This is a genomic window from Rhodoplanes sp. P11, from assembly GCF_964266735.1.
Classification (GTDB): domain Bacteria; phylum Pseudomonadota; class Alphaproteobacteria; order Rhizobiales; family Xanthobacteraceae; genus Rhodoplanes; species Rhodoplanes serenus.
Window position 1 is genome coordinate 311,377 of sequence record NZ_CAXWGY010000016.1, and the last position, 23,293, is coordinate 334,669.

The following is a 23,293-nucleotide window of genomic DNA, read 5'->3' on the forward strand; positions in this document are numbered from 1 at the left end:
GGCTAGGCAGGCGGCCCTATTGCACCTCCAACGGGTAAGGCGGCAAGATGTCGCGTTTATCGTGTTGCCCCCCTTCGAGCCGGAGAAACCATGCGCCTCACGCCGCTGGCCCTCGTCGCTTTCGGCCTCGCTATCGCCGTCACCGCCGCTGCCACCCCCGCCGCAGCCGCTGGAAAAGGCCCCGTCCCGACCTGGGCCGAATGCTACGATCTCGGATGGAACCGCGGCGTCCATGTCGAGCTCGGCGAGCTGCCGGACTGGATGGAGAGCTGCCTGGCCGGCAAAATTCCGTTTGCCGTCCAGCCAGTGCACGGCTCGGGATCGTACCGAGAGCGCGTGAACCGGCGCGCTCATCGGTAGAGCCCCGGGGTCGGGAGTTCCGTCGGTTCCGGCGGGCGTCGCACCAGCGAGGCGCGCGCGGAGACTTCTGGCGCGCCCCAGCCTCCGACCCAGGCACCAGGCACCTCCGCCCGACGGGACGCCGCGGCGAGCGGGCCCGATGGCCGCGTGCCACAGGGGCCGCGAAAGCCGCGACACGGGGGAGGCTTGCCCCGGTCCGGCCAAATGCCACATATAGAAATGTGATGGGAGCCGCTCCGGCTCCGGGCGAAGAGCCGATGATTGTCCGACGCGCGCTGACGAGCATCCTGGGATTGACGGTCGTTCTGGCCGCGATCCTGCTCGTCCCCGCTCTCGCCAACGCCCATCCGGGGCATGATCATACCGGGCGCGCCGCCGGCCATATCCCAGCGGCGTCCGGCGTCACCGAGGTGGCCAATTCGGGCTCCGGCCCGGCGGCGTCGGCAAATGCGGCTGTGTCCGCCAAGACACTGGCCGATGGGGCGGGCCCTGCCGAGATGGTCACCTCCGAGACGGCCACCTCCGAGACGGTTGCCGTGGCGACGCCGGGGACGGACCCGGGTCTCCGCGGCCCCGTGGCCCTGATGGCCGTCGGCTGCACGGCTTCCGGCTGCCCCGTTTCCGGCTGCCCCGGCCCAGCCTGCTGCCCCGGCTGCGCCTGCTCGGGTTGCGGAGCCCTCTCGCCGACGGCCGCGACCCCGCCGTGGCCGCCGCTCGCCACCGTCCGGCCCGTCGGCGCCCCCGAGCCGGTCCACGTCGGCACCGCGTCCGCCGGCCTCGAGCGTCCGCCACGATCCTTCGTCTGAACCGCGCCGCCGCGTGACGGCCGCCGGCCCTCGAGCCGCGCCGTCGCGCCCTGCTCCGTTTCGGAACGAAGGACCGTCTCCATGCCTGCCATCTTTCTGCACGCGGTCCGCGCCGCCGCGCTGCTGCTCGTCGTCGCGTTCGGGAGCGGTCCGGCCGCCACCCACGAAGGGCACGACCACGAGGAAGCGCCGACCACGCCCGCCCATGTGGCGCCGCGGGGCGAAGCCATGTCGGATGCCTTCCAGCTCGTCGCGGTCGCCGACGGCGAGGCGCTGCGCATCTATCTCGACCGCCTCGTCGGCAACCAGCCGGTCACCGATGCCACCGTGGAGGCCGAGACTCCCGAGGGGCCGGCGACCGCGGCGGCGCAACCGGACGGCAGCTATCGGCTCGCCGCCCCCTGGCTGACCCGCAGCGACCATGTCGACCTGGTCTTCACGGTCACGGCCGGCGACGTGGTCGACATCCTGCCGGTGACCCTCCTGCTGCCGCGCGCTCCGGCCGGCACGCCCGCCGGCGCATCCGGGCGGTCGCTGCTCTCCGGGCTCGCGCCTCACCTCGGCGGCGGCCAGACCGCGACCCTCGCGATCCTCGGCGGCGGCTTCGCGGCCGGGCTCGCCATGGCGGGCCTGATGGGGCGCCGGCGCGCCGTGGCGGTGCCCCTCGCGATTGCCGGCACCGTGGGAATTCTCGCCGCCGTGCTGCTGCTCGGCCCGCGCCTCGGCATCGCCCACGAGAACGGCCCGGCCACCGACGCGGCCGCGCCGCAGGCTGCCGCGCCGAAGCCCCGCAGCGCGCCGGTGACCGAGCGGGCGCAGCGCCAGCCCGACGGCACCCTGTTCGTGCCGAAGCCGGTGCAGCGCGTCTTCGCGGTCGAGAACGTCCGGGCCGACACCGGCGCCCTCCAGCGCGCCATCGAGCTGCCCGGCCGCATCATTCCGGACCCCGACGCCAGCGGCCATGTGCAGACCGCGGTGGGCGGCCGCCTGTCGCCGCCGCCGGGCGGCTTTCCGCGGCTCGGCACCAGCGTCAAGGAAGGCGACGTGCTCGCCTACGTGACCCCGCCCATGCAGGCCATCGACGTCTCCGACATGCGCCAGCGCCAGGGCGAGCTCGACCAGCAGATCGCCATCGTGGAGCGCCGCCTCGTCCGCTACGAGCAGCTTTCGACCACCGGCGCGGTGGCCCGCTCGCAGCTCGAGGACACGCGGCTGGAGCTCCAGGGCCTGCGCGAACGGCGCGCCTCGCTGGATCGCATCCGCCGCGACCCCGAGGCGCTGGTGGCGCCGGTCTCCGGCGTCGTCGCCGAAGGCGTGCCGGTCGCCGGCCAGATCGCCCAGACCAACGCAGTGGTGTTCCAGATCGTCGATCCGGCCCGGCTGTGGGTGGAGGCGCTGAGCTTCGAGGCCCTCGACGGCCTGCGCGAGGCTTCCGCCCGCACCGCCGCCGGCCGCACGCTGTCGCTGGTCTGGCGCGGCGCCGGCTTCGCCGATCGCGGCCAGTCGGTGCCGGTCCATTTCGCCGTGAAGGGCGACGTCTCCGGGCTGCGCAGCGGCCAGTTCGTCACCGTCTTCGCCGCCACCGGCGAGCCGCGCACCGGGGTCGCGGTGCCGCGCAGCGCGGTGACGCGCACCGCCGACGGCCAGGACCAGGTGTACGACCACGTCTCGCCCGAGCGCTTCGTGCCTCGCATCGTGCGCACCGAGCCGCTGGACGGCGAGCGCGTGCTGATCCTCGCCGGCGTCGAGCCAGGGCATCGCATCGTCACCCAGGGCGCCGCCCTGCTCGACAACGTCCGCTGAGGCGACGCCGCCATGTTCACGACGCTCGTCACCCAGTCGCTGCGCAACCGCATCCTGGTGCTGGTGCTCGCCGCCGTGCTGATCGTGCTCGGCAGCTTCAGCATCACCCGCCTGCCGGTCGACGTCTTCCCCGACCTCAACCGCCAGACCGTCACCATCATGACGGAGGCCGAAGGTCTGGCGCCGCCCGAGGTGGAGATGCTGGTGACCTTCCCGATCGAGACGCGCATGAACGGCGCCCCCGGCGTCAAGCGCATCCGCTCGGTGTCGAGCGTCGGCCTGTCGATCGTCTATGTGGAGTTCGACTGGGGCGGCGACATCTACCGCAACCGCCAGCTCGTCGCCGAGCGGCTGAACCTGGTGCGCGAGCAGCTCCCCACCAACGTGACGCCGGTCATGGGGCCAGTGTCGTCGCTGATGGGCCAGATCCTGATGGTGGCGCTGACCAGCGATCGCGCCACCCCGATGGAGCTGCGCGAGACCGCCGACTTCGTGGTACGGCCGCGGCTCCTGAGCATCCCGGGCGTCGCCCAGGTGATCCCGATGGGCGGCGAGGTCCGCCAGTACCGGGTGGCGCCGCAGCCGGCGGCGCTGCGCGCGCTCGGCGTCAACTACGAGCAGATCGAGCGGGCGCTGGCCCAGTTCGGCACCAATGCGGGCGGCGGCTTCACCGACCTCGACGCGCGCGAATATCTGATCCGCAACATCGGGCGCACCACGAGCCTGGAGGACCTGCGCACCATCGTGGTCGCCACCGTCGACACGAGGCCGATCTTCCTGCACCAGGTGGCGACCGTCGAGTTCGCGGCCCGCGCCAAGCGCGGTGACAGCGGCTACATGGGCAAGCCCGCCGTGGTGGTGGCGGTGGAGAAGCAGCCGCAGGTCGACACCATCACGCTGACCGAGGAGATCGAGCAGGCGCTGAAGGAGGTCGCGCCCGGCCTGCCGCACGACATCAAGGTCACCGGCACCATCTTCCGACAGGCCAACTTCATCGAGACGTCGATCCGCAACGTCCAGACGGTGCTGCTCGAAGCCGCCGTGGTGGTCGCCGTAGTGCTGTTCGCCTTCCTGCTCAACTGGCGGACCACCGTGATCTCGCTCACCGCCATCCCGATGTCGATCCTCATCACCGCGGTGGTGTTCTACTTCGCCGGCTTCACCATCAACACCATGACGCTCGGCGGCATCGCCATCGCGATCGGCGAGCTGGTCGACGACGCCGTCGTCGACGTCGAGAACATCTTCCGCCGCCTGCGCGAGAACTATGCACTCGGCTCGCCGCGCTCGATCTTCGACGTGGTGGTCGGCGCCTCCCAGGAGGTGCGCTCCGGCATCGTCTACGCCACCGCCATCATCGTCATGGTGTTCGTGCCGCTGTTCGCGCTCGGCGGCATCGAGGGGCGATTGTTCGCACCGCTCGGCCAGGCCTACATCGTGTCGATCCTAGCGAGCCTCGTGGTGTCGATCACCCTGACGCCGGTGATGTCCTATTACATGCTGCCGAAGATCGGCCGCACGGCCGAGCACGAAGGCTGGCTCGTGCGCGTGCTCAAGCGCGGCTACGGCGCCACGCTCGCCCGCGCCTACGATCACCGCAACGCCATCCTGGTGACCGCCCTGCTGCTGGTGGGCGGCGCCGTGGCGGCCGTCGTGACGCTGCCGCGCGCCTTCCTGCCGCCGTTCAACGAAGGCACCTTCACCATCATGATGACGTTCAACCCGGGCGTCTCGCTGGCCGAGTCGAACCGGGTCGGCGCCATCGCGGAGCGCCTGCTGACCGACGTGCCCGGCATCGCCTCCGTGGGCCGCCGCACCGGCCGGGCCGAGCTCGACGAGCATGCCGAGGGCGTGCATGTCAGCGAGCTGGAGGTGGCGCTCGCCGGCCGCGGCCGTGCCAAGGACGAGATCGTCGCCGACATCCGCAATCGTCTCGCGGTGCTGCCGTTGTCGATCAATGTCGGGCAACCGATCTCACACCGGCTCGACCATATGCTGTCCGGCATCCGCTCGGAGTTGGCGCTCAAGATCTTCGGCGACGATCTCGACGCCCTGCGCAGCACCGCCGAGGCGCTGCGCGACAAGCTCGCCGCCATCCCGGGCCTCGTCGACCTCCAGGTCGAGAAGCAGGTGCGCATTCCGCAGCTCGAGATCCGCGTCGACTACGGCCGCGCGGCGCTCTACGGCGTGCAGCCCGCCGCCGTCGTCGACCAGCTCGGTCGCCTCTCCAATGGCAGGGTGATCTCGCGGGTGCTGGACGGCAACCGCCGCTTCGACGTGGTGATGCGGCTGCCCGATCACATCCGCACCACCCGGGGGCTCGGCGACCTCCTGATCGAGACGCCGCGCGGCTGGATCGCGGCGCGCCAGATCGCCGAGATCCGCGAGACCACCGGCCCCAACCAGATCCTGCGCGAGAACGGCCGCCGCCGCATGGTGGTGCTCGCCAACACCGACGGCCGCACCGACATGGCCGAGATCGTGACGGCGATCCGCCGCGCCATCGATGCGACACCGCTGCCGGCCGGCAGCTACGCCCGCCTCGAAGGCACCTTCCAGGCCCAGGAGGAGGCGACGCGCACCATCGGGTTGTTGTCGCTCGTCTCGCTGTCGCTGATCTTCGCCATCCTGTACAGCCGTTATCGCTCGGCGGCCCTGGCGCTGATCATCATGGGCAGCGTGCCGCTGGCGCTGATCGGCTCGGTGGCGGCACTGTGGCTGGTCGGTCAGCCGCTGTCGGTGGCCAGCATGGTGGGCTTCATCACGCTCACCGGCATCGCGGCCCGCAACGGCATCCTGAAGATCAGCCACATCGTCAACCTCGCCGTCAACGAAGGCACGCCGTGGGGCCGCGATCTCGTCACCCGCGGCTGCCTGGAGCGGATGACACCGGTGCTGATGACGGCGCTGTCGGCCGGCGTGGCGCTGGTGCCGCTGCTGATCGACGCCTCGGGAGCCGGCAAGGAGATCCTGCATCCCGTCGCGGTGACGATCTTCGGCGGCCTGATCAGCGCGACGCTGCTCGATGCGTTCGTGACACCGCTGCTGGTGCTGTGGTTCGGCCGCAAGCCGGTGGAGCGGCTCGTCGCCCTGGCGGCGGAGCGTGCCGCCGCCCCCGAAGGCGGCGTCCTGCCGGCCCAGACCTATTGATCCATCGACCCCTAGAAGGAGCATACTCGATGCATGCCATCTCCCGTCGCGCCGCCCTCGCCGCCGCGCTGCTGATCGGCCTCGCCGGCACGGCTGCGGCGCACGACCCGAAACCGCGCCATGGCGGCCGCATCGTCCACGCCGGCTCGTTCCACGTCGAGCTGGTCGCCGACGGCACGCGCCTCGACGCCTTCCTGGTCGGCCACGACGACAAGCCGATGTCGGCGCAGGGCTATCAGGGCGTCGCCATCCTGGTGCTCGACGGCAAGAGCCAGCGCATCACGCTGGCGCCCGCCGCGAACAATCAGCTCACCGGCACGGCGCCGGCGCCGGTGCCGGGCAACGCCAAGGCGGTGGTGCAGATCACCGCACCGAACGGCGGCACCGCCCAGGCTCGCTTCAACTGAGAAAACGGCCGCGAGGATCGGCGCGCCGCCGAAAAAAGCTCGGCGCGTGCCGCGAATCTCCGGACCCATCGCGACCTGCCGACGTTGACGTGACGCATGCACTCTCCCGCATGCGTGACGTCAACCGAGGTGTCGAATGACGATCCGTACGCTTCCCGTCCTCGCTCTGTCCGTCGCATGGCTGGGCGCATCTGCGGCGCTCGCCCAGCAGCCTTCCGCAACCACCGACACCGGCGGCCATGCCGCGGCGATGAGCGAGATGCCGGACATATGTCGAAAGGCCGTCCAGGACTCGCCCATGGCCGAGCGCATGCGGACGATGCCGATGATGCAAGGCATGATGCAGGACATGCCGATGATGCAGGGTGGCCAGAGCGGTGCCGGAATGTCGGAGGCGAGTCGCGCCTACATCATGGCGATGCGCAAGACGCACCCGCCGATGATGATGGGCGCCATGGCGAGCGATCCCGAGATCGCTTTCCTGTGCGCGATGCTGCCGCATCATCAAGGGGCCGTCGACATGGCGCGCGCCGCACTCGACCGGACCAAGAGCGAGGCGGTGCGCGAGATCGCCAAGGAGACGATCGAGGAGAACGAGAAGGGCATGAAGGAAATCCGGGCCGAGCTCGACAAGCGGGCTCGCTGATCGACTCCGGATCGCGCCACGACGGAGGGCCGCCACCACGGCCTTCCGCCCTCTCACCGCTCCGAAACAGGAGAAGCCTCGTGCCGGAACCCGAGCGATCATCGCGCCGCGGACGCCCCGACGTCGCCGGCTTCTTCGACGCGGCGACCAACAGCGTCCAGTATGTCGTCACCGACCCGGCGACGCGCTGCGCCGCCATCATCGACCCGGTGCTCGACTTCGATCCGATGTCCGGCGCCGTCTCCACACGATCGGCCGACGCGCTGCTCGATCACATCGCGCGGCACGGCGCCACGCTCCAGCACATCCTCGACACGCATCCGCACGCCGACCACCTCTCGGCCGCCGGCTATCTGCGCGACAGGACCGGCGTGCCGATTGCCACCGGCGCCCGCGTGGTCGAGGTCCAGCGCCTGTGGCGAGACATCTACAACCTGCCACCGGACTTTCCCGTCGACGGCTCCCAGTGGGACCGGCTGTTCGCCGATGGCGAGCGGTTCGCGATCGGGGAGATCGAGGTCGACGTGTTGTTCACGCCCGGCCACACCCTGGCCTCGGTCGCCTTCGTGGCGGGCGACGCCGCCTTCGTCCACGACACGGTGTTCATGCCGGATAGTGGCACCGCGCGCGCGGACTTCCCGGGCGGCTGCGCCCGCACGTTGTGGCGGAGCATCCAGCGCCTCATGGCGCTGCCCGACGCGACGCGGCTGTTCACCGGCCACGACTATTGTCCCGGCGGACGACCGCCACGCTGGGAGAGCACGGTCGCCGAGCAGAAGGCCCACAATGCCCATCTGGTCGGCCAGACCGAGGACACGTTCGTGGCGATGCGCGAGGCGCGCGACCGCACGCTGCCTCTGCCGGCCCTGATGCTGCATGCGCTCCAGGTCAACATCCGCGGCGGGCGGCTGCCGGAACCGGAGGACAATGGCCGGCGCTACCTCAAGATCCCGCTCGGCGCGCCCGGCCTCGGTGGGGAGGAGGTGGCGGAACCCGCCTCGTGACAATGCCCTGGAGCAAGCACATCGCCGTCGAGGCCGGCGATGATCGGGCAGTGCGGCCGGCCGTCGCCGTCGCAGGCGTCGGCCAGCGCCCGCAGCACATCGGCCATCTCGTGCAGGAGGCGCACCTGACGGTCGAGATCGGCGAGATGCGCGAGCGCGATCGCCTTCACGTCGGCATTGCTGCGTTCGCGGTCGCTCCACAGCCGCAGGAGGTCGGCGATGCGGTCGAGCGGGAAGCCGAGGTCACGCGCCCGCCGCACGAAGCGCAGGCGGTGCAGGTCGGCCGTGTCGTAGTCGCGATAGCCGCTCGTTCGCCGTGCCGGTGCCGGCAGGAGGCCGATCTGCTCGTAGTGGCGGATCATCTTGGCGGAGACGCCCGAGGCCCGCGCTGCTGCGCCGATGTTCATGCTGCGATCCCGGTGTTGACCTTCCCATGATGGGAAGGTGCACACCGGATTTCAAGACAACGACCGGAGACCCCGACATGACGTCGAAGCACGACATCAGTACCATCCACCGCCCGCACGACGACGCGCGGCCTTCCGGCTGCTGCGGCGGTGCCCACGGCCACGGCCATGATCACGACCGTCACGGTCATGGGCACGCCGCCGGGCCGACGCAGCCCGGCACCACCGTCGTGAAGGACCCGGTGTGCGGCATGGACGTCGACCCGCACACCACCCCGCATCGCGCCGAGCACGGCGGACGCACCTATCACTTCTGCTCGGCCGGCTGCCGGACCAAGTTCGTCGCGGCGCCCGAGCGCTACCTCGATCCCGGCGCGGCCGCCGCCGCGCCGGTGCCGGAAGGCACCACCTACACCTGCCCGATGCACCCGGAGATCCGGCAGATCGGACCCGGCTCCTGCCCGATCTGCGGCATGGCCCTGGAGCCGCTGATCGCCGAGGCGGACGCCGGCCCCAACGAGGAGCTGATCGACATGCGGCGCCGCTTCCGCATCGGGCTGGCGCTCACGCTGCCGGTGCTGGTGCTGGAGATGGGCGCGCATCTCACCGGGCTCGACCAGCTAATCGAGCGCCAGACATCGAACTGGCTCCAGCTCGCCTTCGCCACCCCGGTGGTGCTGTGGGCCGGCTGGCCCTTCTTCGTGCGCGGCTGGCAGTCGGTGGTGACGCGCCACCTCAACATGTTCACGCTGATCGCCATGGGCACCGGGGTGGCCTGGGTCTACAGCGTCGTCGCCACCGCCCTGCCCGGCGTGTTCCCGGCCGAGCTGCGCGACGCCACCGGCGCGGTCGCGGTGTATTTCGAGGCCGCCGCGGTGATCACCGTGCTGGTGCTGCTCGGGCAGGTGCTGGAGCTGCGCGCCCGCGAGAGCACCAGCGGGGCGATCCGCGGCCTGCTCGACCTCGCCCCCAAGACGGCGCGGCGCATCGGCCCCGATGGCCGCGAGGAGGACGTCCGGCTTGAGGAGGTGCAGGTCGGCGACCGGCTGCGGGTGCGGCCGGGCGAGAAGGTGCCGGTGGACGGCACCGTGGTGGAAGGGCGCAGCGCCGTCGACGAGTCGATGGTGACGGGCGAGTCGATGCCGGTCACCAAGGAGAACGGCGCGAGCGTCATCGGCGGCAGCATCAACCAGTCCGGCGGCCTGATCATCGAGGCCGCGCGGGTGGGCCGCGACACCATGCTGTCGCGCATCGTCCAGCTCGTCGCCGAGGCGCAGCGCAGCCGCGCCCCGATCCAGCGGCTCGCCGACCAGGTCTCGGCCTGGTTCGTGCCGGCCGTGATCGTCATCGCCATCGCGGCCTTCGCGGCGTGGTGGGTGTTCGGCCCGGAGCCGCGCATGGCCTACGCGCTGATCGCCGCCGTCTCGGTGCTGATCATCGCCTGCCCGTGCGCCCTCGGGCTCGCCACCCCGATGTCCATCATGGTCGGCGTCGGCCGCGGTGCCCGCGCCGGCGTGCTGGTGAAGAACGCCGAGGCGCTGGAGCGGATGGAGCGGGTCGACACCCTGGTGGTCGACAAGACCGGCACGCTCACCGAAGGCAAGCCGTCGGTGACCGCGGTGGTGCCCGCCGCCGGCTTCGACGAGGCCGAGGTGCTGCGCCTGGCCGCCGCCGTCGAGCGGCCGAGCGAGCATCCGCTCGGCGTCGCCATCGTGCGGGCCGCCGAGGCACGCGGGGTGGCGACCCCGGCGGTCGCCGACTTCGACTCCCCGACCGGCAAGGGCGCCATGGGCGTGGTCGAGGGTCGCACCGTGGTGATCGGCAGCGCGACGTTCCTGCGTGAGCACGGCATCGATGCCGGGCCGCTCGCCGGCGAGGCCGACCGGCTGCGCGCCGACGGCGCCACCGCGGTGTTCGTCGGCGTCGACCGCCGGCTCGCCGCAGCGATCGCCATCGCCGACCCGATCAAGGCGTCGACCCCGGAGGCGATCGCGGCCCTCAAGGCCGCAGGCATCCGCATCGTCATGATGACCGGCGACAACCGCACCACCGCCGAGGCCGTGGCGCGCCGGCTCGGCATCGACGAGGTCGAGGCCGAGGTGCTGCCCGATCGCAAGAGCGAGGTGGTGCAGCACCACCGGGGCGCCGGGCGGGTCGTCGCCATGGCGGGCGACGGCGTCAACGACGCCCCGGCGCTCGCGGCCGCCGACGTGGGCATCGCCATGGGCACCGGCACCGACGTGGCGATGGAGAGCGCCGCCGTCACCCTGGTGAAGGGTGACCTCACCGGCATCGTCCGCGCCCGGCGGCTGTCGCGCGCCGCCATGCGCAACATCCGGCAGAACCTGTTCTTCGCGTTCATCTACAACGCGGTCGGCGTGCCGGTGGCGGCCGGCGTGCTGTACCCGGTGTTCGGCCTGTTGCTGTCGCCGATCATCGCGGCCGCCGCCATGGCGGTGTCCTCGGTCAGCGTGATCGCCAACGCGGCGCGTCTGCGCAGCCTCCAGTTGTGACGACAGTGCGGCACCGGCCTCGCGGGGCCGGTGCCGCCCGGCCGCGCCGCCTCGCCCCCCGGCTTTTTGGCAGTCCTCGTGTAACCGGACCGCGCTCGGCTGCGAACCCTCGACAGGGGACTCGATGACGGCAAACGAAACGGAGCTGAAGGCGCTGATGCTCGCCAGCTTGGCCGGCGACGGCCGCTCGCATCACGAGCTGCTGGTTCGGCTGAGCGGTTACTTGCGCGGCTTCTACCGTGGCCGCCTCAGCCACACCGGGCGCAGCGTGTCGGAAGCCGAGGATCTGGTCCAAGAGGCCCTGATGGCGATTCATACCGGACGCCACACCTACGATCAGGCAGCCCCGCTGATGCCGTGGGTGCACGCGATCGCCCGCTACAAGCTGCTCGATTACCTGCGACGCACGCGGCTCACCGTCACCGATGTCGGGCTCGATCATGCCGAAGACATCACCGCGGTGGACGACCACGCCGGAGCCGAGAGCGCCTTCGATCTGGGCCGCCTGCTCGCCCGCCTGCCGGAGCGCATGCGGCGCGCCATCGAGTTGGTCAAGATCGAAGGTCTGAGCGTCGCCGAGGCGGCGGCCCGCTGCGGCGCCTCCGAGTCCGCCATCAAGGTCAACATTCACCGGGGCCTCAAGGCCCTCGGCATGGAGATCGCCCGGGAGGGCAAGCCATGAAGACCGACGACCTGATCACCATGCTCAGCACGCAGGTGGAGCCGGTCGACCGCAACCGGATGGGGCGCTCGCTCGCCCTCGGCGTGGCGTTCGCGGCCGCCGTCGCGGCGCTGGCGACGCTGGCCGCGTTCGGGGTGCGCTCCGATCTCGATCACGTCCACTCGCTCACCTACATGATCGGCAAGCTGACATTCACGCTGACGGTGGTGGTGATCGCCACCATCTATCTGCTCCGTCTGGCCCGTCCCGGCGGCGAGCGTGAGACCTCGCTGCTGGTGCTCGCGGCGCCGTTCCTCGCCGTGATGATGCTCGGTGCGCTGACCCTCTCGACGGCACCGCGCTCGCACTGGGATCACGCCGTCCTCGGCACTCACTGGATCGAGTGCATCATCTCGATTCCGCTGATCGCGGTGGTGCCGTTCGCGCTGACCATCTGGGCGATGCGCCACGCCATGCCGACCGATCTGCGCCGCGCCGGCGCCGCGGCCGGCCTGGTCGCCGGCGGCCTCAGCGCCACCGGCTATGCCCTGCACTGCATCGACGACTCGATGCCGTTCGTGGCCCTGTGGTACGGCGCGACCATCGCGCTGTGCGCCGTCACGGGCGCCCTGCTCGGTCCGCGGCTGCTGCGCTGGTGACCAGCGACGGCACACGCTCGCGACGGGCTTCGCCTCCGGATTCGTCCGGAGGACATGGCGGCTTCCTCTCGCGCGGCGTGCGGTTCACAATGATCCGAAGCCCCGCATCGGAGGAGACCGAATGCCCCTGATCACCCGACGTGCGTTCGCGACGCAGGCCAGCGCGGCGGCGCTCGTCGCTCTCGGAGGCGTCTCGGCGGCCTGGAGCCTGCCGGCGGCGGGCCGCCCGACCGTGACCATGCACAAGGACCCGTCCTGCGGCTGCTGCACCGGCTGGGCCCGTCATCTTGAACGCGCCGGCTTCACGGTGCGGTCGGTCGACAGCGCCGACATGATCGCCGTCAAAGCCCGCCTCGGCGTACCGGAACCCCTGCAAAGCTGCCACACGGCGGAGGTCGCCGGCTATGTGGTCGAGGGCCATGTTCCGGTGTCGGCTATCGAGCGGCTGCTTGCCGAAGCGCCGAACGCCACCGGGCTCGCGGCGCCCGGCATGCCGATCGGCTCGCCCGGCATGGAGGGCGGCCCGCCCGAGGTCTACGAGGTCGTGCTGTTCGGCGCCGGCGGGCCGCGCCTCTATGGCCGCTTCCGCGGCAGCGCGCCGGTCTGAGCACAGCGCGTCCGGAACACCGGGCGTCATGAGAGCGGTATCCGATCCGACGGGATCGGCCCCGCTCTAGAAGTTCTTATTTGATCGCATTTTCGACGGCAAACCGGGTCCCACTTCGCCGGACAATGCTCTCGAAGTCCTTATTTGATCGCATTGTCGACGGCGAACCGGGTCCCACTTCGCCGGACAATGCTCTAGGCGGCCGGCACCCGCTCGGTGATCTCCTCGACCACCCGCCGACCGCGCGGGCGCACCCGGCGTGACAGCACCGAGATCAGCACCGGCAGGGTGATCAGCACCAGCACGGGCGTGAGCGCCATGCCGCCGACCACCACGACGGCGAGCGGCCGCTGCACCTGGGAGCCGATGCCGGTCGACACCGCGGCCGGCAGCAGGCCGACGCCGGCGATGATGCAGGTCATCAGCACCGGCCGCATTTGTAGCTCGCCGGCGCGCAGGATGGCGGTGCGCCGCCCGACGCCGGCATCGATCAGCGCGTTGTACTGCGTCAGGATGATGATGCCGTCCATCACGGCGATGCCGAACAGCGCCACGAAGCCGATCGCGGCCGAGACGCTGAACGGCGTGCCGGTGATCGCCAGCGCCAGCACGCCGCCGATCACCGCGAGCGGGATGACGCTCATGGCGAGCAGCGTGTCGAGGCCGGAGCCGAAGTTCAGGAACAGCAGGATGGCGATCAGACCGAGCGCGATCGGCACCACCACCTGGAGCCGCGCGATGGCATCCTGGAGATTGCCGAACTCGCCGACCCATTCCAGGCGCGCGCCCGGCGGCAGCTTCACCTGCGCGGCGATCTTCTCCTGCGCCTCGCCGATGGCGCTGCCGAGATCGCGGTCGCGCACGCTGAACTTCACGGGCAGATAGCGCTGCTGGTTCTCCCGGTAGATGTAGGCGGCGCCGGAGACGAGCCGCACCGTCGCCACCTCGCCGAGCGGCACCTGGGTGACGCCGCCCGGCCCCTGCGCGCCGATGCGAAGATTCTGGATCGCCTCCGGGCTCTGGCGGTACTGCGGCGCGAGGCGCACCACGATCGGGAAAAAGCGGTCGCTCGACGGCTCGTAGAGATTGCCCGCCGCCTCGCCGCCGATCGCGGCCCGCACGGTGGCGTTGATGTCGCCGGGCGTCAGCCCGTAGCGCGCCGCCCGCGCCCGGTCGATGTCGATCTGCACGGTCGGCTGTCCGAGCGAGACGAACACCGCGAGATCGGCCACCCCCGGCACGCCGGCGAGCACGTCGCGGACCGCGTTGGCCTGCTCCGACAGGGCGCCGAGATCATTGCCGAACACCTTGATCGAGTTCTCGCCCTTCACGCCGGACACCGCCTCGGCGACGTTGTCCTGGAGATACTGCGAGAAGTTGAAGGCGGCGCCGGGGAACGCCGCGGTCAGGCGCGCCAGGATGTCGTCGGTGAGCGCCTCCTTGTCGAGCCCCCTGCGCCACTGGCTCGCCGGCTTGAGCGGCGCGAACAGCTCGACGTTGAAGAAGCCGGCCGGATCGGTGCCGTCGTCGGGCCGCCCCTGCTGCGACACCACGGTCTCCACCTCCGGGATGCCGCGCACCAGCGTCCGCATGCGGTTCACATAGGTGTTGCCCTCTTCCAGCGAGATGGTCGACGGCAGGCTGGCGCGAATCCACAGATTGCCCTCCTCGAGCTTGGGCAGGAACTCGAGGCCGAGCAGCCGCACCGCCACGAGGGCGGCGACCATGAGCGTGACGGCCAGCCCCAGCACCACGGCGCGGTGGGTGAGCGCGGCGCGCAGCACCGGCATGTAGAGGGCGTGGAGCACGCGCACCACCCGCGTCTCCGTCTCGCTCACCTGCTCGGGCAGCAAGAGCGCCGACAGTGCCGGCGCCACCGTGAAGGTGGCGATCAGCCCGCCGAGGAGCGCATAGGCGTAGGTCTTCGCCATCGGGCCGAAGATGTGGCCCTCGACGCCGCTCAAGGTGAACAGCGGCAGGAACGCCGCCACGATGATGCCGGCCGAGAAGAAGATGGCACGGCCGACGCCGGCGCCGGCCACGTAGATCTCGGCGAGCTTGCCGGCGAAGCCGGCACCCGGCCCGGCATCGACGAACGAGCGCTGCTCGAGCGGCGTGGCGAGCCGGCGATAGATCGCCTCCACCATGATCACCGTGGCATCGACGATCAGCCCGAAATCGATCGCCCCGACCGACAGGAGGTTGGCGGATTCCCCGCGCAGCACCAGGATGCCGACCGCGAAGAACAGCGCGAACGGAATGGTGGCTCCGACGATCAGGGCGCCGCGCAGATTGCCGAGGAAGACCCATTGCAGGAGAACGATCAGCCCGATCCCGAACACCATGTTGTGCAGGACCGTCGCGGTGGTGATGTCGATCAGGTCCTTGCGGTCGTAGATGCGCTCGATGCGCACGCCGGGCGGCAGGATGCCGGAGCCGTTGATCTGCGCCACCGCCTCGTGGACGCGGCGGATGGTCGGCATGCTCTGCTCGCCGCGGCGCATCAGCACGATGCCCTGGACGATGTCGTCGTCGTCGTCCTTGCCGGCGATGCCGAGCCGCGGCTGATGGCCGATCGTGACGGCGGCGACGTCGCGCACCAGCACCGGGTTGCCGCCGCTCTGGGCGATCATGGTGTCGGCGATGTCGTCGATCGTGCGGATCAGGCCGACGCCGCGCACCACCGCGGCCTGGGTGCCGATGGTGACGGTGTTGCCGCCCACGTTGATGTTGCTGTTCTGGAGCGCCTGGACGAGCTGCGGCAGCGTGAGCCCGTAGGACAAGAGCTTGGCGACGTCGACCTGGAGTTCGAACGTCTTGGTCTTGCCGCCCCAGCCGGTGACGTCGACGACGCCCGGCACCTGGCGGAAGCGGCGCGCCAGCACCCAGTCCTGGAGCGTCTTGAGATCGAGCACGCTGTAGCCCGGCGGGCCGACCAGCTTGTAACGATAGATCTCGCCGATCGGGCTCACCGGCGAGATCTGCGGCTGCGCGCCGCCGGGCAGCGGCGGCAGCGCGCCGAGCCGGTTCAGCACCTGCTGAAGGGCCTCCTCATAGGTGTAGTCGAAGGTGAACTGGAGGCTGACATTGGACAGGCCGTAGAGCGAGACGCTGCGGGTGGTACGCAGGTTCTTGATGCCGGCGAGCTGGGTCTCGATCGGCACCGTGATGTAGCGCTCGATCTCCTCGGCCGAGAGACCCGGGCTCTGGGTGATCACCGTCACCATCGGGGGCGTCGGGTCCGGATACGCCTCGATGTTGAGCTGGCGAAACGCGAACAGGCCGCCGACGAGGGTCAGCACGAAGAGGCCGACCATCAGCACGCGGTGGCGCAGCACGAGGGCGAGGACGTGGGTCATCTCGGGGGTCGTCGCATTCCAGGGACGCCGCGGCCGCGCGGCGGCCGCTCAGTGACGCGGACGGATCGCCGCTCGCGGGCGCGGGCGCGCGCAGCGCCGCTCAGGAGCCGCTCGCCAGGCGATCGATGAACAGGCTGCCGCGCACTACGATCTGCTCGCCGGCGCGCAGGCCGTCGGTCACCTCCACCAACCGTCCGTCGCTGAGGCCGGTCCGCACCGGCCGCAGCTCGATGGCGCCGTCGTGGCGCGCCACCCAGGCGTGAACCGCGCTGCCCTCGTAGATCAGCGCCTCCTTCGGCACCGCTGCGGCGACCACCTCGGCACGCAGCCGCAGCGTCACGTTGGCGAACATCTCGGGCTTGAGCAGGCCGTCGCCGTTGTCGACGGTGGCGCGCACCATCAGGCGGCGGCTCACCGGATCGACGGCCGCCGCCACATAGTCGACGGTCGAGCGGAACACCCGGTCCGGATAGGCCAGCACCGTGAAGGCGACCTCCTGGCCGAGCCGCACCTTGCCGATGTCGCTCTCGCGCACATAGGCGGTGAGCCACACGGTGGAGAGATCACCGACCACGAAGACGGGGTCGCCGGCGCCGGCCGAGACATACTGGCCGGGCCCGACCTTGCGGGCCACCACGGTGCCACCGAGCGGCGCCGACACCGGGGTGTCGGGATTGATGCGCCCGCTGCCCTGGAAGGTGCGAATGTCGTCCTCGCTGCGGCCGAGGATGCGCAGGCGGTTGCGCGCCGCCTCCAGCGCCGTGTCGGCCGAGCGCATGTCGTTCTGGGCAGCGATCAACATGGCCTGCGCCTGCTGGAGATCCTTCAGCGGCGCCGCCTTGGCGTCGTAGAGATCGCGGGCCCGCTTCTCGGTGATCTGCGCCAGCTCCAGCGCCGAGCGGGCCTTGTTCATGCCGGTCGCGGCGGTGATGAAGTCGTTCTGGGCCGACACCATGTCGGTCGCCTCGACCACGAACAGCGGCTGGCCGGGCTGGATCGCGTCACCCGCCTTGGCGAACAGGCGGGTCACTCGGCCCGCATAGGGCGAGAAGATCGGCGTGGAGCGATCCTCGTTGACGAGGATCTTGCCCTCGGTGGCGTAATCGGGGCTGAAGGCGTGCTCGACCACGGGCCGCACCGCCAGCGCGCTCCACTCGGCGTCCTTGGGGCGATAGAGGCGGCCGTCGGGCTTGGTCGTGACGACCGGCATCGGCGCCGTCGCCTTGCCGACCTGATGGCTGCTGAGCCATGTGGTGGCCCCTACCGCGCCGATGCCGAGCGCGAGCACGATCAGGGCCGCCTGGGCCCGCCAACCGATTGCGCGCAGGGCTCGCACTCCTGTCCGTCTGCGGATCACGATGTCCTCCGACCGCTCGCCTGGCTGCTGCCGTCGCGGTCCAGCTTGCTCGTGTCCCGATGCTCGCGCACACCATCGGGACCGCTCCTGCCGTTCCGCCCGCGTCGGCTTGCCGCCGACAGCCTCGAGCCTGAGACGCATCGGATCATCGGCGAGATCGCCGCCGCACATGTCGATGGGCCGGGTCGCGGGCCGGGCGCATCGGTGACCGGGCGAACAACTAGCGCTTTCGGCTGACACGGTCCTTACGGATCGTGTGGACGATAGCACCAAGCCATGAATCCATACTGATACTTGCAAGACGAGAGTGATGCTCTCGTCGCCGCACGACGGGTCGCCGGCTCGGCAGCCCGACACGGCCGCGCCCGCCGCGGTCGCAGGCGGGCGCCAGCATCCGGATGCAGGCGTTCAGAGATCGAGTGGCTCAGGGATGCGGAAGGCCGGGAGCGCCAGGCGCCGCCGCGCCGCCGCGCGACCGCGGCAGCGCCATGGCGCGGAGCCGCTCGAGCGCGCCACGCAGCTCGTCGGAATCCTCCCCCGTCGGTGCGTCGGCGATCATCGCCTCGACGAGATCGATCCAGCGCAGCGTCCATCGCTCGACGTGGTCGACCGTCTCGGACGAGGGCGCCTGCTCGGCCTGCAAGGCGGCCATCTCGGCGAGAGCGCAGCGGAGCATCTCGGCAATCCGTTTCTGCTCGAAGTATCGGCCTTCCATGCGGGACCTCCGGGCTGACGGTATTGCGATGTTCCGACACGGCATCCCGCGTCGCCAATCCGTGCAACCACCGATCGAGGCCGAGATGGGCCCGCGCGGCCCGCGACGGACGGCCGCAACGCCCGGCGCACGCCCGTCGGCCTGCGGCACACCGGCATGGGCCATAAACAAAGGCAGCACGGCGAGGGATCGCCGTGCTGCCTCGCAGCCAGTCGGCAGCAGGGTTCAGCGCCAGCTGCGCACGTCGACGAAGTGCCCGGCCAACGCGGCGGCGGCCGCCATCTCGGGCGACACCAGGTGGGTGCGGCCCTTGTAGCCCTGGCGCCCCTCGAAGTTGCGGTTCGAGGTGGAGGCACAGCGCTCGCCCGGCGCCAGCTTGTCGGGGTTCATGGCGAGGCACATGGAGCAGCCCGGCTCGCGCCATTCGAAGCCCGCCGCCTTGAAGATGGCGTCGAGCCCCTCGGCCTCGGCCTGCTCCTTCACCAGTCCCGACCCCGGCACCACCATGGCCTTGACGGTGGCGCTGACGGTCCGGCCCTTCACCAGCGCCGCGACGGCCCGCAGGTCCTCGATGCGCGAGTTGGTGCAGGAGCCGATGAACACCCGGTCGACCGCGATGTCGGTGACCTTCTCGCCGCCCTGGAGGCCCATGTAGCGCAGCGCCGCCTCGGCAGCGGTGCGCTTCCTCTCGTCGGCGATCTCGGCCGGCACCGGCACGCGACCGTCCACCGCCACCACCTGCTCGGGGCTGGTGCCCCAGGTGACCAGCGGCGGCAGGGCGGCGGCGTCGAGCGTCACCACGCCGTCGAAATGCGCGCCCTCGTCGGAGCGCAGCGTCTCCCAGTAGCGCAGGGCGCGATCCCACGCCTCGCCCTTCGGGGCCTTGGGCCGGTCCTTCAGATAAGCGTAGGTCTTCTCGTCGGGGGCCACCATGCCGGCGCGGGCGCCGCCCTCGATCGACATGTTGCAGATGGTCATGCGCCCTTCCATCGACAGCGCGCGGATCGCCTCGCCCGCATACTCGATGGTGTAGCCGGTGCCGCCCGCCGTGCCGATCTGGCCGATCACCGCCAGGATGATGTCCTTGGCGGTGACGCCCGGCGGCAGGGTGTTGTTCACCTGCACCAGCATGTTCTTGGACTTCTTCTGGATCAGCGTCTGGGTGGCGAGCACGTGCTCGACCTCCGAGGTGCCGATGCCGTAGGCAAGCGCCCCGAAGGCGCCGTGGGTCGCGGTGTGGCTGTCGCCGCAGACGATCGTGGTGCCGGGCAGCGTGAAGCCCTGCTCCGGCCCGATGACGTGGACGATGCCCTGCCGCTTGTCGAACTCGTTGTAGTATTCGAGGCCGAAATGCGCGGCGTTGTCGGCCAGCGCGGCGATCTGGGCGGCGCTCTCCGGGTCCTCGTTGGGCTGCGAGCGGTCGGTGGTCGGCACGTTGTGGTCGACCACGCACAGCGTCTTCTCGGGAGCGCGCACCTTGCGGCCCGCCATGCGCAGGCCCTCGAACGCCTGCGGGCTCGTCACCTCGTGGACGAGGTGACGGTCGATGTAGATGAGGCAGGTGCCGTCGGGCTGCTGATCGACGACGTGGTCGTCCCAGATCTTGTCATAGAGAGTGCGCGGGTTCATCGGCAGGTCTCGCGAGGGTTCTTGGGGCGCTGGAAATCGGATCGGCGAAGGGACGCGCGGCGCGCCGGCGCCGTCAGCGCGGCCCGGCCGGGAGCGTGGCCGTGAGGCGGCCGAAGAAGCGCCAGGGCAGCCGGGCGTGGTCGTCGAGCACCACGCGCGCGACAGGCTCCGAGCGCGTCACGCCCGCCCGCAGTCGCCCGCACTGTGCCTGAAACGGCGTCATGCGGGGTCTGTAGCAAATCCAAACTGGCGCCACAACGAATGTCGGTGCCGCGGCGCACACGCCGGCCGCCTCACTCGGCCACGGCCTCGACCTCGAGGCGGGCGCCTTCACGGCCGAGCCGGCGCGCCAGAACGCGACCGTCGTCGAGGCTGTCGACCGGAATGCGGCCGACACCGCCATGGACCGGCTCGCTCACCACGGGGCGCAACAGCGTGCGTCCGTCGACCCGGATGTCGATGCGCCGGCCCACATGGGCCGTGGTGAAGCGCGCGAACGCCTCGCGGCCGGCCGTCGTGAGGATGAAGTCGACCACGGCGCGCCCGCTGCGCTCGTCGATGCCGGACACCGCCTCCGACACGTCGAGGCGGACCGGCTCGGCGGCGGCCGGCGTGGCGGTCCCGATGGCTGCCATCACGGATGCCGCCATCACGGACGTCGCGATCACGCGGGCGACGCGGCGCGCCGGCCTGCGCCGACACGAAAGAAGGCCGGACGAGCCGGCCTTCGGAGGTGTCGGTGACACGGGCATCGTGGCCTTATTCGGCGGCCCCGGCCGTCGCGGTCTCGCGGTCGCTGCCGCGCTCGCCCGGGCGATCCTGGCGCTCGGTGATGCGGGCCGACTTGCCGCGCCGCGAGCGCAGGTAATACAGCTTCGCCCGGCGCACCTTGCCGCGGCGCACCACCTTGATGGAGTCGATCAGCGGCGAGTACAGCGGGAACACGCGCTCGACGCCCTCGCCGTAAGAAATCTTACGGACCGTGAAGTTCTGGTTGAGCCCACCGCCCGAGCGGGCGATGCAGACGCCCTCGTAGGCCTGCACGCGGGTGCGGTCGCCTTCCTTGACCTTCACGTTGACGATGACGGTGTCGCCGGGGCCGAAATCGGGGATGTCCTTGCCGGCGGACAGCTTGGCGATCTGCTCGTTCTCGAGCTCTTGAATCAGGTTCATGGGGAGGTCTCCAGCGCTGCGTCTGGCGCAAGCGCGCCGGTCTGTCAGTCGGTATGCTACGGGTTGGGCGTGCCTATACGCCATGTCGACGGCTTTGTCATCCGTCGGTCGTCTTTTTTGGATCGTCTCTGGGCGCGTTGGGCGTTGGGCTGCTGCCCGTTTCGGCGACCCCGGACAGGCGGGCGAGTTGGGCGGCCCACAGGTCCGGACGCCGCTCACGGGTCAGCCGCTCCGCCTCGGCGCGACGCCACGCCGCCACCCGGGCGTGATCGCCGGAGACCAGCACGGGCGGGATGTCGCGCCCCTCGAACACCTGCGGCCGGGTGTAGTGCGGATACTCCAGAAGCCCGTCCGAAAAACTCTCCTCGGTGCCGGAGGCGGCGGCGCCCATGACGCCGGGCAGCAGCCGCACGCAGGCATCGATCAGCACCATGGCGGCGAGCTCACCGCCCGACAGGACATAGTCGCCGATCGACACCTCCTCCAGGCCGCGCGCCGCGATCACCCGCTCGTCGACGCCCTCGAAGCGGCCGCACACCACGACGACCCCCGGACCGGCGGCGAGCTGCGCCACACGCTGCTGAGTCAGCGGTCGTCCGCGCGGGCTGGTGAGCAGGCAGGGGCGGCGATCGCCCGCTTCGGTCCCGATGGCCGTCACCGCATCGGCAGCCGTCACCGCATCGATGGCGCGGGCCAGCACGTCGGCGCGCATCACCATGCCGGGGCCGCCGCCAGCCGGCGTGTCGTCGACGCTGCGATGACGGTCGGTGGCGAAGCCGCGCAGGTCCACGGCCGCCAGCTCCCAGAGGCCGCGCGTCAGCGCCTTCCCGGCGAGGCTGTGGCCGAGTGGTCCCGGGAACATGTCGGGAAAGATGGTGATCACGCTGGCGCGCCACATGGTCGGCTCCTCGGACGCCTCGGATCAGCGCGCGTCGGAACCGCCCGGCGCGGCGGGCTCGTCGTCGCCGAGCAGGCCCGGCGGCGGATCGATCACCACGCGGCCGGCGGCGACATCGATCTCCGGCACCGCCGCCTTGCTGAACGGCACCAGCAGGGTGTCGCCACGCGGCGGCGCGATCTCCAGGATGTCGCCGGCCCCGAAGTTCTGCACCGCGATCACGGTGCCGAGCGCCGCCCCGGCGGTATCGACCGCGGCGAGACCGATCAGGTCGGCGTGGTAGTACTCGTCCTCACCGGCCGGCGCCAATTTGTCGCGGCCGACATAGAGCTCGACATTGCGCAGCGCCTCGGCGGCGGTGCGGTCGCTCACCCCCTTCAGGCGTGCCAGGAAGCAGTCCTTGGCGGGCTTGAGGGCGGCGATCTCGATCATCCGGCCGTCGGCGGTGGACAGCGGGCCGTAGCGGGCCACGGCTGCGGGATCGGCCGTGAACGACCACAGCCGCACCTCGCCGCGCACGCCCGATGGCGCCCCGATGCGGGCGACGCAGACGCGCTTGTCGGTGGGAGAGGCCGGCATCGGGGGGCTCGCGGTGGCGGCTGGGGCCACATCCTGCGAGGCCCGGCGACGCCGGGCACCCGAGGACGAGGACGAACGGGGTTCGGCGCGGCGCACCGTCGATCCTCATGGCGAGGAGCGGTGCACCGCACCGCGTCTCGAGCCATGCGGCGCCGGCGCCGCCGCGGCGAAGATCAGGCTTACGCGGCCTTGGCGCCCTTGGCCTTCGCCTCGGCCATCGCCTTGCGCTCCTTGCGCGGGATCGCCTTCTCGGGGTTGTTGTGCGGCTCGCGCTTCATGATGCCGGCCTCGTCGAGGAAGCGCAGGATGCGGTCCGACGGGGTGGCGCCCTTGGCGAGCCACGCCTTGGCCTTCTCCAGGTCGAACTTCAGACGGTCGGCCTGCTCCTTCGGCAGCAGCGGATTGAAGTAGCCGATGCGCTCGATGAAGCGGCCGTCACGCGGGCTGCGCGAGTCGGCGACCACGATGTGATAGAACGGCCGCTTCTTGGTGCCGGCCCGGGCCATCCGGATTCGCAGCGACATGTCTTGGTCCTCTCTTCTCGTCTGCTCGCGGCGCCC

21 protein-coding genes are annotated in these 23,293 nt (G+C 70.9%); 11 read left to right on the forward strand and 10 right to left on the reverse strand.

The annotated features are described in order from the left end of the window. The first annotated feature begins 90 nt into the window (after positions 1-90). From ACFQUV_RS13180 to ACFQUV_RS13210, 7 genes are all read left to right on the forward strand, one after another. Complete coding sequence (locus tag ACFQUV_RS13180) at positions 91-360, forward strand: hypothetical protein (RefSeq protein WP_129608432.1); 270 nt, start codon at positions 91-93, stop codon at positions 358-360. A 257-nt stretch (positions 361-617) separates the two neighbouring features. Then, positions 618-1,166 (forward strand): hypothetical protein, encoded by a 549-nt coding sequence (locus ACFQUV_RS13185; protein ID WP_129608433.1) that lies wholly within the window; start codon positions 618-620, stop codon positions 1,164-1,166. Between the two features lie 81 nt (positions 1,167-1,247). Continuing rightward, the gene (locus ACFQUV_RS13190; protein WP_129608434.1) at positions 1,248-2,969 is read left to right on the forward strand and encodes an efflux RND transporter periplasmic adaptor subunit; all 1,722 of its coding nucleotides are present in this window, start codon (positions 1,248-1,250) and stop codon (positions 2,967-2,969) included. Between the two features lie 12 nt (positions 2,970-2,981). Then, positions 2,982-6,119, forward strand: coding sequence for an efflux RND transporter permease subunit (locus ACFQUV_RS13195; protein ID WP_129608435.1), 3,138 nt, complete (start codon positions 2,982-2,984; stop codon positions 6,117-6,119). Positions 6,120-6,148: 29 nt separating this feature from the next. After that, on the forward strand, positions 6,149-6,526 hold the full coding sequence (locus ACFQUV_RS13200) for a hypothetical protein (RefSeq protein ID WP_129608436.1): 378 nt from the start codon (positions 6,149-6,151) through the stop codon (positions 6,524-6,526). 136 nt (positions 6,527-6,662) lie between these two features. Continuing rightward, complete coding sequence (locus tag ACFQUV_RS13205; protein ID WP_129608437.1) at positions 6,663-7,172, forward strand: DUF305 domain-containing protein; 510 nt, start codon at positions 6,663-6,665, stop codon at positions 7,170-7,172. An 80-nt stretch (positions 7,173-7,252) separates the two neighbouring features. After that, positions 7,253-8,176, forward strand: a complete 924-nt coding sequence (locus ACFQUV_RS13210; RefSeq protein WP_129608438.1) for an MBL fold metallo-hydrolase — start codon at positions 7,253-7,255, stop codon at positions 8,174-8,176. Here ACFQUV_RS13210 and cueR read toward each other — a convergent pair. Continuing rightward, positions 8,110-8,583: a Cu(I)-responsive transcriptional regulator gene (cueR, locus tag ACFQUV_RS13215; RefSeq protein ID WP_129608439.1), complete on the reverse strand. Its 474-nt coding sequence runs from the start codon at positions 8,581-8,583 to the stop codon at positions 8,110-8,112. The two genes, ACFQUV_RS13210 and cueR, sit on opposite strands and share 67 nt — an antisense overlap. A 77-nt stretch (positions 8,584-8,660) precedes the next feature. Between cueR and ACFQUV_RS13220 the strand changes: the two genes are divergently transcribed. From ACFQUV_RS13220 to ACFQUV_RS13235, 4 genes are all read left to right on the forward strand, one after another. Then, positions 8,661-11,096: a heavy metal translocating P-type ATPase gene (locus ACFQUV_RS13220; protein WP_129608440.1), complete on the forward strand. Its 2,436-nt coding sequence runs from the start codon at positions 8,661-8,663 to the stop codon at positions 11,094-11,096. Positions 11,097-11,220: 124 nt separating this feature from the next. Beyond that, on the forward strand, positions 11,221-11,778 hold the full coding sequence (locus ACFQUV_RS13225) for a sigma-70 family RNA polymerase sigma factor (RefSeq protein ID WP_129608441.1): 558 nt from the start codon (positions 11,221-11,223) through the stop codon (positions 11,776-11,778). Beyond that, on the forward strand, positions 11,775-12,416 hold the full coding sequence (locus tag ACFQUV_RS13230; protein WP_129608442.1) for an NrsF family protein: 642 nt from the start codon (positions 11,775-11,777) through the stop codon (positions 12,414-12,416). The genes ACFQUV_RS13225 and ACFQUV_RS13230 overlap by 4 nt, the downstream gene beginning before the upstream one ends. A 121-nt stretch (positions 12,417-12,537) precedes the next feature. Continuing rightward, a complete protein-coding gene (locus ACFQUV_RS13235) occupies positions 12,538-13,023 on the forward strand; it encodes a DUF411 domain-containing protein (protein ID WP_129608443.1) in 486 nt (161 codons plus the stop codon). Between the two features lie 194 nt (positions 13,024-13,217). Here the strand turns inward: ACFQUV_RS13235 and ACFQUV_RS13240 are convergent, their stop codons facing one another. The 9 genes from ACFQUV_RS13240 to rpsP form a co-directional block, all read right to left on the reverse strand. Further along, on the reverse strand, positions 13,218-16,382 hold the full coding sequence (locus ACFQUV_RS13240) for an efflux RND transporter permease subunit (protein ID WP_129608444.1): 3,165 nt from the start codon (positions 16,380-16,382) through the stop codon (positions 13,218-13,220). A 100-nt stretch (positions 16,383-16,482) separates the two neighbouring features. Next, on the reverse strand, positions 16,483-17,718 hold the full coding sequence (locus ACFQUV_RS13245; RefSeq protein ID WP_371851695.1) for an efflux RND transporter periplasmic adaptor subunit: 1,236 nt from the start codon (positions 17,716-17,718) through the stop codon (positions 16,483-16,485). A gap of 445 nt (positions 17,719-18,163) precedes the next feature. Beyond that, positions 18,164-18,454 carry a hypothetical protein gene (locus ACFQUV_RS13250; protein WP_129608445.1) on the reverse strand — a complete coding sequence of 97 codons (291 nt, stop codon included), beginning with the start codon at positions 18,452-18,454 and terminating at the stop codon, positions 18,164-18,166. Positions 18,455-18,679: 225 nt separating this feature from the next. Further along, complete coding sequence (leuC, locus tag ACFQUV_RS13255) at positions 18,680-20,083, reverse strand: 3-isopropylmalate dehydratase large subunit (protein ID WP_129608446.1); 1,404 nt, start codon at positions 20,081-20,083, stop codon at positions 18,680-18,682. 293 nt (positions 20,084-20,376) lie between these two features. Next, positions 20,377-20,718 carry a hypothetical protein gene (locus ACFQUV_RS13260; protein WP_129608447.1) on the reverse strand — a complete coding sequence of 114 codons (342 nt, stop codon included), beginning with the start codon at positions 20,716-20,718 and terminating at the stop codon, positions 20,377-20,379. Between the two features lie 124 nt (positions 20,719-20,842). Further along, positions 20,843-21,256, reverse strand: coding sequence for a 50S ribosomal protein L19 (rplS, locus tag ACFQUV_RS13265; protein ID WP_111385526.1), 414 nt, complete (start codon positions 21,254-21,256; stop codon positions 20,843-20,845). A gap of 97 nt (positions 21,257-21,353) precedes the next feature. Next, complete coding sequence (gene trmD / locus ACFQUV_RS13270) at positions 21,354-22,154, reverse strand: tRNA (guanosine(37)-N1)-methyltransferase TrmD (RefSeq protein WP_129608448.1); 801 nt, start codon at positions 22,152-22,154, stop codon at positions 21,354-21,356. A 24-nt stretch (positions 22,155-22,178) separates the two neighbouring features. Continuing rightward, a complete protein-coding gene (gene rimM, locus ACFQUV_RS13275) occupies positions 22,179-22,733 on the reverse strand; it encodes a ribosome maturation factor RimM (RefSeq protein WP_129608449.1) in 555 nt (184 codons plus the stop codon). A gap of 179 nt (positions 22,734-22,912) precedes the next feature. Further along, positions 22,913-23,257, reverse strand: coding sequence for a 30S ribosomal protein S16 (gene rpsP / locus ACFQUV_RS13280; protein WP_111385529.1), 345 nt, complete (start codon positions 23,255-23,257; stop codon positions 22,913-22,915). Between the last annotated feature and the right edge of the window lie 36 nt (positions 23,258-23,293).